This is a genomic window from Deltaproteobacteria bacterium, assembly GCA_016219225.1.
Taxonomy (GTDB): domain Bacteria; phylum Desulfobacterota; class RBG-13-43-22; order RBG-13-43-22; family RBG-13-43-22; genus RBG-13-43-22.
On record JACRBX010000174.1, the window covers coordinates 1 to 13,703 of the forward strand.

Sequence of the window (13,703 nt, forward strand, 5' to 3'; positions counted from 1 at the left end):
GTTATGCTGAGACGAAAAGAACCTGGATTCCGGTTTTCACCGGAATGACGTGCAAGTATGTCAGGATTTTCAATGTAAAGTTTCAAGTTTTCAAATGGCTAAATTGATAACGAACATTTTTTAATTAAATCTTATTTTTTTTAAGGAGGAAGGAAATGATGAAAAAATGGGTTTCTGCAGTAATGGTTGGTTTGGTGGTGGTCGCCTGGGGTCTTGCCGGGGGCATTACCCCGGCCTGGGCTGACAAGGAAATTAATTTCGGTTTTCTAAATGCCCTGACCGGTCCGGCTGCCCCCTGGGGGATTCCCCAGGACCGTTGTTTACGGATTGCGGCCGATAGAATCAATGAAGAAGGCGGGATCAAGATCAAAGGAGAAACGTATAAGTGGAAAATTTTTTCTTATGACCATAAATACGTTCCCGGCGAAGCGGTGAAGGCCCTGAATAAGGCTATTTTCTCCGATAAGGTCCAGTTTGTGAATGTCCTGGGCGGTTCCTGTCTCCTGGCCTGCATGCCCTTATTGAAGACCAACAATATCCTGTCCATGAACTCGGCGGTGGGTGGCAAAAACACCACCAATCCCGATAACCCCATGGTTTTCAGACACAACCCCATCCTGGAAACGGCCTATTCCGCGGTCTGGCCCTTTTTACAAAAGCGGGAGGGCGGATTCAAGACAGTAGCCGTTTTGAATCCGGACGATGAAACCGGAAGGGACGGTATGCACGCCGCCCAATTTGTAGCCAAAGTTGCTCACGTCACCATAGTGGCCGAAGAATTTTTTCAGCGGGGAACCAAGGATTTTTCCGCTGTTCTGACCAGGGTGATTGCCAAGAAACCCGATCTGATTGACACAGGGTATACCGATCCCACCAGTCAGGCCCTTATATTAAAGCAGGCCCGGGAGCTGGGTTATAAGGGCAAGATCCACCTGGCCTGGGGGCCGAATCCCAAACAGGTTCTGGAGATAGCCGGTCCTCTGGCTGAAGGGGTCTTTTTGGGGACAACGGTTCCTGAACCCCAAACAGACTTACAGAAAGATCTCTATAAAAGATTCCTAAAACAATATCCGGCAAATGAATGGAATCCCAATTATTACAGCAACTATGGGTTATTGTTCGGGTTGACCAAGGCTATTGAAAAGGCCCAGAGCTTAGATCCGAATAAGGTGGCCGGTGCGCTGGAGAACCTGACCTGGGAGGGTTCTTTCGGACCCAACAGCTTTGGCGGCATGAAACTCTATGGGATCAAACGTCAGATCCTCTTTCCGGCGAATCTCTGTGAGATCAAGCAAGGAAAATTGATCTGGCTCATGGCGGCCCCGCTGGCCAAAGGAATTCTGGATTAATCCGGGATATGGATGCAGATCAGGGGCGGGTTTGAAACCCGCCCCTATCAAGAATCTTGCATGCCCACGTCCCGCTTCTCCGCTTCACCCACCCAAGCCTTATCGAAAACTATCAGGAAAACCCTGGCTGTCAGGAGGACTATGATGGATCTGGAAGAATTAAAAAAGGAGTTCGGAAAAGACGGACCCAGTGTGGTTAACCAACTTTATGAATGGGCCGTCAAAAAAGGGGACCAGAAATTTCTCTATTACGGCGAAGAAAAAAACCATCTGACCTATCGGGAATTTAATGCCTTAACCAATAAAATAGGGCATTCCCTTAAGGCCTTGGGAGTTCACCAGGGGGACCGGATTTCGTTATATTTATTCAATCCCTTGATCACCGTCCTTTCGATGTTCGGCATCTGGAAGGTCGGGGCCGTCTTCAGTCCCATTAATTTTAATTACAAGGGCCGGCTGCTTTCCTATCAGATAAATGATACGGCGCCGAAAATACTGATTACCGAACAATCCCTGCTTCCTTTTTTAAATGACGTTCAAGCGGATCTGCCGGCCTTAAAGGTTATCGTCAGAAAGCCCAATCGGGATGAACACGATTTTAATCCTGATCTTTCGAGTCTGGAGTTGGATAAGAAGTTTGGATCCTATGAATTTGAAAATCTGTTGAACGGCGATCCTTCCGATCTGGATACGGAGATCAATTATTGGGACACGGCCAATATCATCTATACCTCCGGCACCACGGGACCGGCCAAGGGGGTGGTCCAGTCCCATCGCTGGATGGCCCAGTACACCTTCAACCTCCGAAGATTTACCCATGAAGAGGATGTGATCTATAACGACCTGCCCATGTACCATGTGGGCGGAGCTATCAGCAATTTTGTGCGGGTGGCCTGGAGAGGGGCCAATATAGCCCTGTGGGACAAATTCAGCCCCAAGGATTTCTGGAAACGGATCGAAGAAAGCGGGGCGAATCATGCTACTTTATTGGATGTCATGATCCCCTGGCTGATGAATGCCCCGGAAACGACGCAAGACCGCTATAATACCCTGAAAAGGGTCCATATGCAGCCCCTGCCCCAGTACCATCATAAGGTGGCTAAGCGGTTCGGGATCGATTTTGTCTCCGGGGGATACGGCCAGACCGAAGCGGGAAACGGTTTTGTCGGCCTTATTGACGAGTTGGAAGAAGGCGAGGGTACGCCTCCGGAATTGCACAAAGGCTTTACCGGCGAAGAGATTAGAGAGTTTTGCCGGAGATGGGGCTACCCGATGTTGAAGGGAACGGATAAAATCAAAAAAGGATTTATGGGCCGCTCGGTGGTCCTGGAGCCGGCCGTTCTAAATGAGCATGATGAAGTATTAGGGCCGGGCCAATATGGACAATTGGCCTTCAGAAGCAAGGTGCCTTATTCCATGTTGGACGGTTATTTCAATAAACCCGAAGCTACCGTGGAGGTTTTCCGGAATCAGTGGTTTCATACCGGAGATGCCTGCTATAAAGATGAAAATAATATTTATTACTTTGTGGACCGCATGGGCGGTTTTATCAGGGCCAGGGGTGAAAACATCTCTTCTTATCAAATCGAAGACTTCATCAACAGCCATCCGGAAGTAGAAGTGTGCGCCGCCTTTCCCGTCCCGGCGGCCGAAGGGGAGGAAGATGACATCGTCGTCTATGTCACCAGGGCGCAAAAGTCGGGACTGGAGGAAGAGGCTCTCCGAAAATGGCTGGCCGTTGAAATGCCCAAATTCATGTGGCCCAGGCATATCCGGTTTATTGATGACCTGCCCAGAACGCCGACCAATAAGGTGGAAAAATACAAGTTGAAAAAGATGATTCTTGAGGAATTGAAAAGATAAGCCTTGAATTGTTCACCGCAAAGTCGCAAAGCACGCAGAGAGAATCATTATTGTGCAATCCCCTGAGAGGCGGGATGGCACAAAAAATCTGGCCTGCGGCTAATAAATTCTCGAGTATAACGAAAGCTTTTCCCTTTCTGTCCTCTCAACAGAAAGGGAAAATGTTCCCTCTTTGCGTCCTCAGCGTCTCGGCGGTGAAACAGCTTTTTAAAAGTTAATTGATAATAGAAAGGATGAACAGTGGAACGGATCTGGATGAAAAGCTGGCCGGCCGGTATTTCAAAAAACCTGGAATACCGTCTCGGTGAAAAACCCCTTCATGAATACCTGCAACAGAATGGCAGGGATTTTCCGGATAAGGCGGCCTATATCTTTTACGGCCGGGAAATCACCTGGAAGGAATTGGCCGATTACACCAGGCGTTTTGCCAATTACCTGACCGGGATGGGGATCACCAAAGGGGACCGGGTAGCCCTTTTCATGCAAAACTCTCCCCAGTACATCATAGCCCATTACGGGACCCAGATGATAGGGGCCGTTGTCACCCCCTGCAGCGCCATGTTCAAGGAGTGGGAGCTGGAATATGAGATCCAGGATGCCGGAGCCGGGGTCCTGGTGACCACCGATGATCTTTATCCAGTGGTCGAAAAGATCCGGGATAAGCTCGATCTGGAAGCGGTGGTGGTGACCAATTACGGGGACATGCTTCCGCCGGAGCCGACCCTGCCTTTGCCCGATGAACTGCGGAAGGAGAAAAAAGTCTATCTTAACACACAGGATTTTATAGCCCTTTTGGCCGATCATCCTGCGGAGGTCCCGGAGGTGGCCATTGATATCTGGAACGATGTGTCCATGATGGTTTATACTTCCGGGACCACCGGCCGGCCCAAGGGGGCCATGCTGACTTACGGCAATGCCTTATTCAAGATCGCCCAAAGTTCTCAATTCACCCGGTCCCTGGCGGATGATATTTCCCTGGCGGTAATGCCCGTCTTTCATATCGCCGGGAATGTGCAGGGGCTCGGCATGCCGGTCTATGGCGGCGCAACGACCGTCCTTTTGACCCGGTTCGATCCGGAAACAGTGGTCAGGGCTTTTGAAAGATATCACTGTACGAACTGGTATGCCATCACCCCCATGCTGCTGGCCATTATGAAGGTCCCCAGGGCCGGGCAGATCGATTGGAGCGCACTCCGCTACACCTCCTGCACCAGTTTCGGCGTGCCTTTGACTGAAGACGTCGCTGGCCTGTGGCGGGAATTTACCAAAGGGTCGCCGGTGTGGGAGGCCGGGTACGGATTGAGTGAGACCCATACCTGTGATTGCGCCATGCCCTATGATAAAGTTAAATTCGGTCCCACCGGAATTCCCCTGTTTGATACGGACCTGCGGATCATGGATCCGGAAACAGGAAAAGAACTGAGCGTAAATGAGCCCGGAGAGATCGTCATCCGTAATCCGGGGGTGTTCAAGGGATACTGGAACAAACCGGAAGCCACCCAGGCCACTTTGAGGGACGGCTGGCTCTCGACCGGGGACATCGGCCGGATCGATGACGACGGGTATCTGTATTTTATGGGCCGCATCAAGGAAATGATCAAGTGTTCCGGTTACAGTGTTTTCCCGGAGGACGTGGAAGTCTTGCTCCTGCACCATCCGGCAGTGGCCCAGGTGGGGGTCATCGGCGTTCCGGATCCGGCCCGGGGTGAAAGCGTCAAAGCCTTTATCGTTCTTAAGCCGGAGTACAGGGGCAAGATTACCGAAGCGGAGATGATTGCCTGGTCCAAAGAAAAAATGGCCTCCTATAAGTACCCCCGGGTCGTCGAGTTCCGGGAGAGTCTACCGGTTACCGGGGCCGGAAAAATTCTGCGCCGTTTAATAAAATAATAAAAAAAGGACTCGAAAAGTGGATTGGCAGAAAAAAATTGCAGACCTTCAAAAGCGAAGGGACACGGCCCTGGAAATGGGCGGCCCGGAAAAGATCAAACGACAGCACGACCAGGGAAAACTGACCGCACGGGAAAGGCTGGCCCTTCTTTTTGATGGCGGGAACTATACGGAATACGGCCTGCTGGCCATGAGCCCCAGCGAACGGCTGAAAAAGGAAAACAAAAAGACCCCGGCCGATGCGGTAATCGTGGGCTACGGCAAGATCAATGGACGGATGGCCTGCAGCATTGCCGAGGATTTTACTGTGCTGGGCGGCTCGGTGGGCCGTACCCACTGGCTCAAAAACTGGCGCACCGTCCAAATGGCTCGGAAGGCCAAGGTGCCCATCATCTGGATGATGGATGGGGCCGGGGCCAGATCAGAAGAGACCATCAACATGGGGCTGCCTCATGTCAGTCATTTTCTGGAGATATCCAGGCATTCCGGCATAGCCCCTCAAGTAGCCATTGCCATGGGGCCCTGCTCAGGAGACTCTTCGCTCCAGGTCAGCTTGATCGAATTTATTATCATGGTCAAAGGCCATGGGCAACTGTTTGCCGGCGGCCCGCCGGTAGTTTACACGGCCATCGGGGAAGTGGTCTCCAAAGAGGATCTGGGGGGGACCAAAATTCACTGCCGCCAATCCGGCTTAGGCGATAACGAAGCCGAATCGGATGAACAGGCCATTGCCATGACCAAGGAATATCTTTCCTATTTGCCGCTCAATGCCTATGAATATCCCCCTTATCTAGATTCCGGTGATAAGGCGGACCGCATGGAAGAAGAACTGCTGACCATCGTGCCGGCGGAACGTAATATCCCCTACGACATGAAGCGGATCATCTGCTGCGTCGTCGATAATGGGGTCTTTTTTGAGGTCAAGCCCCATTTCGCCCCCAACCTCATCACGACCCTGGCCCGGATGGGCGGGCATACGGTGGGGATCATCGCCAATCAACCGAAATTTATGGCCGGTGCGGTGGATGCCAAGGCAGCAAGGAAATACCGACATTTTGTCGACCTGTGCAGCGCTTATCATGTGCCCATTATTTTTCTGACTGATATCCCCGGGGTCATGACCGGAAGCCAGGCCGAACGTGAGGGCACCTTACGGGACGGGTTGGCCTGTGCCTATTCCCTGGCTTTTGCCGATGTACCGATTATCACCGTGGTGATCAAGAAGGCCTTCGGCTACGGGGGATCGGCCATGGGAGGGGCCGAGGCCGGGCAGGCGGCCGTATTGGCCTGGCCCACGGCTGATTTTGGGGCCATCCCGGCAGCCGGGGGTATCCTGGCGGCCTACAAGAAAGAGATAGAGTCTTCCCCTGACCCTGAGGCCAAAAAACGGGAACTGGAAAGGCAATTTGCCGAACTAGGCGGGCCTTACGGGGCGGCGGCCAATTTTAATGTCGATGATGTGATCGATCCCCGGGAAACCAGGCCCCGGATTATCCGGGCCCTGGAGCTGGCCCTGAACAGCCGAAGCCTTCCGGCGACCCCGGTCTATCGGCACGGGATTATGCCCTGAGGGGAAAAGGATCGCTACGCTTGAGGAGCGTTCGTCTTCGACGATTTGAGGTTAAAGACAGTTGCCTCTTCCCTCAAACGAAGTGCTCCTTAAACAATCTGAATAAAGAATTTCAAATATCTTTGGAGAGATTTCAAGGATATTATTTTCATAAAGGAGTCCCATGCCCTTCGAGAAAGAACTTACCGAATTACAAAAACGAAAAGAAAAGGCCCTGCAGATGGGGGGGCCGAAAAAGATAAAAATCCAGCATGACCAGGGAAAACTGACTGCCAGGGAAAGGATACCCCGGCTTCTGGATCCCAATACCTTTCTGGAAGTGGGCCTGTTGAACTGCTCGGATATGCCCGGGATGGAAGACAAGACCCCGGCAGACAGTAAAGTCGCCGGTTATGGAAAAATTGACGGACGGACAGTCGCCGTTACTGCCAATGACTTTACTGTCCTTGCAGCCACTTCCAGCCGGGTAGCTGCCCGCAAGGAAGGAGATCTGCAGCGGTTGGCCGAACATAAGGGCTTTCCCTTAATCTACCTGGGAGAGGCCGGCGGGGCACGCATGCCCGATATCATGGGTGCCCAGGGCCTCGCCTCTTACGGCGGGGGGGGTTTTGATACCTTCGTCAGGCATATGAGCCGGGTGCGCAAGTCGCCCATGATTACCGCTATAATGGGAGAATGTTACGGGGCCCCCACCTGGATGGCCTGCCTTTCGGATTTCGTGGTCCAAGTCAAAGGCAGTGCCATGGGCGTTTCCGGCCCGAGGGTTCTGGAGCTGGCTATCAGTGAAAAGATAACCGACGAAGAATTAGGGGGATGGAAAGTCCATGCCGAAGTCACCGGCAATGCCGACCGGGTGGCGGAGAATGAGGAGGAATGTTTCGCCATCATCCGGGACTACCTCTCCTATATGCCTTCTCACTGTGAAGAAAGACCACCCCTTAAACCCGTACCAGAAGGATCGGGTAGCCAAATGGACAGGATTCTGGAAATCCTTCCGGAAAAAAGAAACCGGGCCTATGACATGAACAAGCTTTTGAAAACCGTCGTCGACGGCGGCATCTTGTTTCCCATCAAGCCCCTTTTTGCCAAAAGTGTGATTACGGCCCTGGCCCGCCTGGGCGGCGAGGTGGTGGGCATCGTGGCCAACCAGCCCTTCTTCAAGGCCGGGGCCATTGATACCAACGGTATCGACAAGATCATCAGCTTTCTGGTTCTTTGCGATTCCTATAACCTCCCCTTGCTATTTTTTGAGGACACCCCCGGTTTTCTGGTGGGCCGGGAGGCCGAACGAAATCGCGTGGGGGCCCGGGTCATGAATTATATGAATGCCCTGGGGCAGGTCACCGTACCCAAAATCACGGTTATAATCCGCAAGGCTTACGGGATGGCCTTCTGGAATATGGCCGGCTCGGGATGTGCCACAGACTTTATCGTGGCCTGGCCGACGGCCGAGATGAGCTTCGTCAGCCCCGAGATCGCCGCCAACGTGGTCTTTGCCGGAAAGATGGAAAGCTCCCCGGAAATGGCCGTACAAAAAGAGCAGTTCGTTCAACAAATGATCCTGGACAGCGCCCCCTATTCGGCCGCCGCCAGGCACTATATCCATGATGTCATCGATCCCCGGGAGACGCGCCATTTTATCCTTCAGGCCCTGGACATCTGCCGGGACCGGCACACCGGGGGCATCGGGAAACACCTCCTGGCCAACTGGCCAACGAAATTCTAAGGATATTTTATCTTCATCTTCCGTGAACTGTATCACCGGATCCTGGATGAGAAAAAGCGGTGATGTTGGCTTGGGCACCAAACTGCTTGAATCAATGGTGTCGGTAAAAATAGTTCATTAAAATGGATTCGTTCGTCATCTGAGATACAAGGGCTCCTGGTTTCGTTCCACCCGGCGGATATTTTCTGTCACGGTCTTAACAATCCCCCTCATGGAGACATCGGTGGAGCCGCCTATATGCGGAGTAGCCAGGACGTTATAGACAAAGACCGGATCTTCGGGGTCCGGTGGTTCTTCCCAGAATACATCCAGCCCGGCACCGGCAATCCCTTTGGAGACCAAAACCTCCAGCAGGGCATCCCGATCCACCAGACCTCCCCGGGAAAGGTTGATGAGAAAAGCATTCTTTTTCATCAGGGCAAACTTCTTGCGGTCCATAATCTTTTGGGTTTCCCTGGTTACCGGGAGACAAAGGACCACAAAATCAGCCTTCCGAAGGAGTTCTCCAAAATCCTCCGGACCTCCAGCCCAATCCAGTCCCAGGTCCTCTTTGGCCTTTTGAGGGTCGGTCCTTTTTATTCCTATGAGATGGACGTCAAAGGCCTTTAGTCGTTTGATCAAGGCCCGTCCGATTCCGCCCAGACCCACCAGGCCCACGGTCAAACCCTGAAGGGCACGGCCCTGGGGTTCGCCCATCTTCCGGTCGGCCAGACTACGGGCCATACCCCGAAAGTCTCTGGCCAGACCGATCATCAGATAGATGGCCAATTCCGCTACCGAATCGGCATTGCCTGATTCGTCCGATGGCACATTGGCCACCCGGATGTTCAATTCCCCGGCCGCTTCCAAGTCCACACCTTCAAGCCCCACGCCGCACTGCTGGATCAGACGCAGATCATCGGCCTCGGCCAACATCTCCCGGGTAATAAGAGTCATGGTCGGGATCAGGATCTGAATCCCCTTTAAAGTATCCACCCCGAAACGGCCGGCGGCTTTAAAATCGTGCTCCGGGAGTTCCTTTCGGATTTTATGGAAAAAACCTCCCCAGGCATTTTCGGGAGCGGCAAAAAGGATCTTCATCTGATTACATTAAATCATATCCTGTTTCCAGTTTGGGGATGCCGGCGATCTTACAGGTGGTAATGGGATCCGGGAACTGGATATATTCACATTTTTGGGGTTGATGGACATTGGTGCAGACCGCCCGGACGATAGGGACCGAATGGAACTTTTGATAATATTCCCGGATAAATCTTAATATCTCCAATTGTTCCTGGTTCATCGGACAGGTCTTGCCGACCCCTTCTCTTTCAGCCAGGGCACAGGCCACGGTTTCGTCCCATGCATCAAAATTCTCGAGATACCCTTCATCGTTGATCTTGATTTTTAACCCTTGATAGTCGAGCGTAGGCATTGGTCCCCTCCTTTTTTAACAGGATTTACCGGATTAAATAAAAATAAGGATGAAATGGCTTCAAGTCAACGGGGAAAACCCTTTCCTTTGGTTCAGGGACTATTCCTTTTTGAATTTATTGATGATCTTAGGGATGAATAAGGAAAAAACAAAAAGGCCTATGGAGAGAAAAACCTTGCCCGAAATAAGCTGACCCCAATCCCCGCTGGCCCAGACCTCTTTGATCGTTCCGACAAAAAAGGTGAAGACAAAAGTCCCGACGATGATCCCAAGTAAGGTACCCCAAAAATAATCCCAGAAACGGACCTTGGTCAGGCCCATGCCAAAATCCATGGCCGTAAAAGGGAAATAAATCAACCGTAAATAGAGGACCGTGGCGAAACCGTTTCGTTCGATGGCCTCGTCATATTTTTTAAGTCTATCCCCGATAACCGAGGCGGCAAAATCCCTTCCCAGATAGCGGCCGATAAAAAAGGTGACCGTGGCCCCCAGGATGGCCCCGGCCAAGACATAGACAAATCCCCAGTAAGCTCCGAATATGGCCGCTCCCAAGGCGGTTATTATGGTACCGGGCACAAAAAGGCAGATGGCCAGGGTATAGATGAGAATAAAAACCAGGGGGGCCCAGAAGCCGGCGGTATCTAAAAACCGCTTCATCTCCTGGACGGTTAAAAATTCTTTTACCGGTGTGTAACGGACCAGGTAAATGGCGGCGATGATAAAAACCGCCAAAATAGCAGCTTTTATGACCGCCCCTTTTTTACCTTTGGACTTCGGGTTTTCTTCAGTTTGCATTTGCCGCCCTTTTATTGCTGACAGGATTTACAGGATTCACCTTTCTTTGCTCAGGCTATCGGTAACCGTGAGCAACTTCGATCTGCTTCCCTTAACGACCGAATAGTCGTCCCAATAGCCCCTTCTTTTCTGGCTCCATCGGCTCCAGTCCGAGATGGGCACGAATGACATTTTCCAGTTTATCCTCGGCCACATCGGAGCCTTCGACCACGATCTCGTCGTCCACCATGACCGCGGGAGCCACCGGCAGGTCCAGCTCGAAATATTCATCGGTCTGGAATTCGGCCCGGGGCTTGGAAATAACCTCGGTTTGAATTTCATATTTTTTGCCCAGCCTGGGCAACATCTCCTGAAAGTGCTTTCAGGGCTTGCCGTTCGGTTCGTTCATAAAACAGCTTACTTTTACCATGTTTTTTTCTCCTTTCGCAGCATTTATTTTCTGGCCTCGGCCATGCGTTTTAAAAATTGATCCGGGGGCAGATAATCCACCAACCGGAGATTTCCCAATTCCTTACCCTGGTCACTTAAAAAGACGATGGTGGGAACCCCTTTGACTGCATATTGCTTTAACAAAGCCTCGTAGACAGGGTTTCCCCCTTGGGTCAGGTCCACCTTGATCATGACAAAATAGCGGGCGGCCTCATGGACCACAGCCGCATCGTGAAAGGTAATATCTTCCAGCTCCCGGCAGGGGGTGCACCAGGTGGCATAAAAATCGATGATGACCGGTTTCTTCAGATTGCGGGCCTCTCCTAAAAGTTGATCCGAATAGGGCTGCCAGGCCACCCCGGGTCCACGAAAACCCCAGGACCCGATGAGCAGGGTGGCTATGATTATTCCGGCCAATCCGGCGCCGGTCTTCAGCCAGTTAAAGGACCTGAAGGCGGCCTTTGTTTTATCCAACCACCCCAGATGGATTCCGGCCAAAAAAGCCACGGCCGCCAGAAGGATGATCCCCCAGCTTTCCGGCAAAAGGGGCCGGATAAAATGGGCGGCCATACCCACCAGCACCCAGCCCATAAGCTTGCGCACCCAGAGCATCCACTCACCGGAACGGGGGAGCTTTTCGATCTTTCCCGAGAAAACAGCCAAAAGAAAAAGGGGCAGTCCCAGCCACAGACTGAGGGTAAAGAAGATCAGGAAGCCCAGCCAGGGGGAGCCCATACTGGCCACCCAGGTCAGCAAACCCAGGACAAAAGGACCGATACAAGGGGCGGCCACCAATCCAAGGGTCAACCCCATAAATAACGTCCCGAAATAACCGGCATAAGATTTCGAGGCCATCCGGTTCAGGCCTTCAGGCAGACGCAGTTCCCAAAAACCCAGGAGGCTGGTGGCAAAAAAGACCAGTATGGCCGCAATGATAATCAGGACTATAGGATTTTGAAGCATGGCCCCCATAAGTCCCCCGGTTAAGGCGGCTATCACCCCCAGGATGGAATTGGTCAGGGATAAACCCCCGATGTAAAAAAACCCATGGAGCACCAGCCGGCCCTGTCCCTGCCCGCTACGGCCTCCGAAATAAGAAACGGTAATGGGAATAAGCGGATAGACACAGGGTGTCAGGTTCAGGGCGATCCCGCCGACAAAGATCCCTAGGAGTGTCCAGACCATGGCCCAGCCGTATAGAGGACCAGGGGCTTGGGGGGGAGCCGTCCCTTCGGAAAGACCGGCCGGTTTGCTTTCTACGGGCAATCCTTTTGCCTGCCATTCCGGATACCCATAAGGATCACGGAAAACGTTTTTATATCCCAACTTAACAGCCACCCGGGCTGCCGAGTCACTGCGGACTCAGGTCAACCCGGCTCAGTAAAAAACGATAAACCGGTTCTTGTCCGTCCCCAGGAAAGTCTCCAAAGGCTTCTGTTTTCGCCACCTTGAATACCAGGTAGGTTCAATAGGAAAATTGAGGGCCCCTTTAAGATGCCCGGTCCGGTATTCCCACTCCTGGCGGGTATCCACCAGCAGTATACTCGTGGAATCCTTCTGATAGCGATCCCATAAATCCTGGGTCTTGATGATCCCGTAGCCGCCGGCCTTGGCCTCGACCAGGACATCCTCCCAGGTGGCCTCTTTCGGGGTCACGGCCCGGTTGGTGAACCAGAGACTCCCAATGACCAGGGCCACTGCTATAAAAGCCACTATAATAGTTTTACGATTTTCCATGAGCATTCCATTCATTAGAAATGGTTTTGTTTTTCATTCCAAAATCCGCATTCCGCAATCCGCAATCCAAAGATGGTTATATCCTTCCTTCCAGTTGTAACTTGGTAATCAGGAAAAGGGTTCCGGATTTGGATAGCCCTAACCCTTCAGCCAGAACTGCCGGATCCTGGGAAGGATTCTTTCTCACTTGCGCAATAATCTCCTCTTCCAATTCCTCCAGCCAGTCTTCAAAAAGGACCAGGATTTCCGGGTCGGCCACGGCCTTCAGTTGTTTGGACTGGAAGACCTTATCCACTAAACTTTGACACATACGGGTTGGATCGACACCTTCGTCCATGCACTCGGCCAGTCAAAGATGGACCAGGCTGGAAACTTTGTCCGACCCGGCATCTCCGATCAAATCAACCACAAAATCCAGACGGGCCTGCTCATCCAAAAGGGGGAAGAGTTTTTTTATGATACCGGCCATCTCTCTCAAGGCTTCTTTGGGCTCTAAATTATCGACAATCCGTTGCAGAGTTTTTAAACTCATACCATCCTCCTTGGTTAAAATGTCTTCCGGTTGGCTAATAAATCATTGGCCAGAACCCGCAGGTCTTTTAAAACATTGACTATTCTTTTATCGGCCAATTCGTAGTAAATAAATGGCCCGTTCCTTTCGACCTTGACCAGCAAAGACCTTTTCAGTTCTTTCAGGTGATGAGAAACCAGGGGTTGGGAAATATTAAGCTCTTCCACAATGCGAGATACCGATTCTTTTCCATTCCCCAGGAATAAAAGGATCCGTAAGCGGTTCTCATCGGAAAGGCTTTTGGCCAGAAAGGCCACGGTAGAGAAGGCCTCCGCCCATTGGGTCATTATATTCTCTTCTATGGATACCAATTTTTCTCCTCCCCTGTGAAAATCGATCAAGCCGCTTTTTAGATTAATTTA

At 51.8% G+C, this 13,703-nt stretch carries 14 protein-coding genes; 5 read left to right on the forward strand and 9 right to left on the reverse strand.

Annotation, left to right across the window (positions count from 1 at the left end):
• Positions 1–155 precede the first annotated feature (155 nt).
• From HY879_15240 to HY879_15260, 5 genes are all read left to right on the forward strand, one after another.
• Positions 156–1,349 (forward strand): ABC transporter substrate-binding protein, encoded by a 1,194-nt coding sequence (locus tag HY879_15240; GenBank protein MBI5604692.1) that lies wholly within the window; start codon positions 156–158, stop codon positions 1,347–1,349.
• A gap of 141 nt (positions 1,350–1,490) precedes the next feature.
• Entirely contained in the window at positions 1,491–3,212 is a 1,722-nt protein-coding gene (locus HY879_15245) for an AMP-binding protein (protein ID MBI5604693.1), read from the forward strand.
• 255 nt (positions 3,213–3,467) lie between these two features.
• A complete protein-coding gene (locus tag HY879_15250; protein ID MBI5604694.1) occupies positions 3,468–5,099 on the forward strand; it encodes an AMP-binding protein in 1,632 nt (543 codons plus the stop codon).
• 19 nt (positions 5,100–5,118) lie between these two features.
• Positions 5,119–6,669, forward strand: coding sequence for an acyl-CoA carboxylase subunit beta (locus tag HY879_15255; protein ID MBI5604695.1), 1,551 nt, complete (start codon positions 5,119–5,121; stop codon positions 6,667–6,669).
• Between the two features lie 163 nt (positions 6,670–6,832).
• Positions 6,833–8,395: a carboxyl transferase gene (locus HY879_15260; GenBank protein ID MBI5604696.1), complete on the forward strand. Its 1,563-nt coding sequence runs from the start codon at positions 6,833–6,835 to the stop codon at positions 8,393–8,395.
• 135 nt (positions 8,396–8,530) lie between these two features.
• Here HY879_15260 and HY879_15265 read toward each other — a convergent pair whose 3' ends face one another.
• From HY879_15265 to HY879_15305, 9 genes are all read right to left on the reverse strand, one after another.
• Complete coding sequence (locus HY879_15265; protein ID MBI5604697.1) at positions 8,531–9,475, reverse strand: lactate dehydrogenase; 945 nt, start codon at positions 9,473–9,475, stop codon at positions 8,531–8,533.
• A gap of 4 nt (positions 9,476–9,479) precedes the next feature.
• Positions 9,480–9,809, reverse strand: coding sequence for a TusE/DsrC/DsvC family sulfur relay protein (locus HY879_15270; protein ID MBI5604698.1), 330 nt, complete (start codon positions 9,807–9,809; stop codon positions 9,480–9,482).
• Positions 9,810–9,908: 99 nt separating this feature from the next.
• Positions 9,909–10,604: a TVP38/TMEM64 family protein gene (locus HY879_15275; GenBank protein ID MBI5604699.1), complete on the reverse strand. Its 696-nt coding sequence runs from the start codon at positions 10,602–10,604 to the stop codon at positions 9,909–9,911.
• Positions 10,605–10,695: 91 nt separating this feature from the next.
• Positions 10,696–10,950, reverse strand: a complete 255-nt coding sequence (locus tag HY879_15280) for a hypothetical protein (GenBank protein ID MBI5604700.1) — start codon at positions 10,948–10,950, stop codon at positions 10,696–10,698.
• Positions 10,951–11,036: 86 nt separating this feature from the next.
• Entirely contained in the window at positions 11,037–12,371 is a 1,335-nt protein-coding gene (locus HY879_15285; GenBank protein MBI5604701.1) for a thioredoxin family protein, read from the reverse strand.
• A gap of 39 nt (positions 12,372–12,410) precedes the next feature.
• On the reverse strand, positions 12,411–12,776 hold the full coding sequence (locus tag HY879_15290) for a rhodanese-like domain-containing protein (GenBank protein ID MBI5604702.1): 366 nt from the start codon (positions 12,774–12,776) through the stop codon (positions 12,411–12,413).
• 70 nt (positions 12,777–12,846) lie between these two features.
• Complete coding sequence (locus tag HY879_15295) at positions 12,847–13,080, reverse strand: winged helix-turn-helix transcriptional regulator (protein MBI5604703.1); 234 nt, start codon at positions 13,078–13,080, stop codon at positions 12,847–12,849.
• A 39-nt stretch (positions 13,081–13,119) separates the two neighbouring features.
• Positions 13,120–13,302 (reverse strand): hypothetical protein, encoded by a 183-nt coding sequence (locus HY879_15300; GenBank protein ID MBI5604704.1) that lies wholly within the window; start codon positions 13,300–13,302, stop codon positions 13,120–13,122.
• Positions 13,303–13,316: 14 nt separating this feature from the next.
• Positions 13,317–13,628: a winged helix-turn-helix transcriptional regulator gene (locus HY879_15305; protein MBI5604705.1), complete on the reverse strand. Its 312-nt coding sequence runs from the start codon at positions 13,626–13,628 to the stop codon at positions 13,317–13,319.
• Positions 13,629–13,703 lie beyond the last annotated feature (75 nt).

Excerpts from the sequence above, each read along its gene's own strand:
- HY879_15305 (MBI5604705.1), bottom strand. The coding sequence starts at position 13,628 with ATGACCCAATGGGCGGAGGCCTTCTCTACCGTGGCCTTTCTGGCCAAA.
- HY879_15270 (MBI5604698.1), bottom strand. The coding sequence starts at position 9,809 with ATGCCTACGCTCGACTATCAAGGGTTAAAAATCAAGATCAACGATGAA.
- HY879_15290 (MBI5604702.1), bottom strand. The coding sequence starts at position 12,776 with ATGCTCATGGAAAATCGTAAAACTATTATAGTGGCTTTTATAGCAGTG.
- HY879_15280 (MBI5604700.1), bottom strand. The coding sequence starts at position 10,950 with ATGTTGCCCAGGCTGGGCAAAAAATATGAAATTCAAACCGAGGTTATT.
- HY879_15250 (MBI5604694.1), top strand. The coding sequence starts at position 3,468 with ATGAAAAGCTGGCCGGCCGGTATTTCAAAAAACCTGGAATACCGTCTC.
- HY879_15295 (MBI5604703.1), bottom strand. The coding sequence starts at position 13,080 with ATGTGTCAAAGTTTAGTGGATAAGGTCTTCCAGTCCAAACAACTGAAG.
- HY879_15245 (MBI5604693.1), top strand. The coding sequence starts at position 1,491 with ATGATGGATCTGGAAGAATTAAAAAAGGAGTTCGGAAAAGACGGACCC.
- HY879_15265 (MBI5604697.1), bottom strand. The coding sequence starts at position 9,475 with ATGAAGATCCTTTTTGCCGCTCCCGAAAATGCCTGGGGAGGTTTTTTC.
- HY879_15275 (MBI5604699.1), bottom strand. The coding sequence starts at position 10,604 with ATGCAAACTGAAGAAAACCCGAAGTCCAAAGGTAAAAAAGGGGCGGTC.
- HY879_15240 (MBI5604692.1), top strand. The coding sequence starts at position 156 with ATGATGAAAAAATGGGTTTCTGCAGTAATGGTTGGTTTGGTGGTGGTC.
- HY879_15260 (MBI5604696.1), top strand. The coding sequence starts at position 6,833 with ATGCCCTTCGAGAAAGAACTTACCGAATTACAAAAACGAAAAGAAAAG.
- HY879_15300 (MBI5604704.1), bottom strand. The coding sequence starts at position 13,302 with ATGAGTTTAAAAACTCTGCAACGGATTGTCGATAATTTAGAGCCCAAA.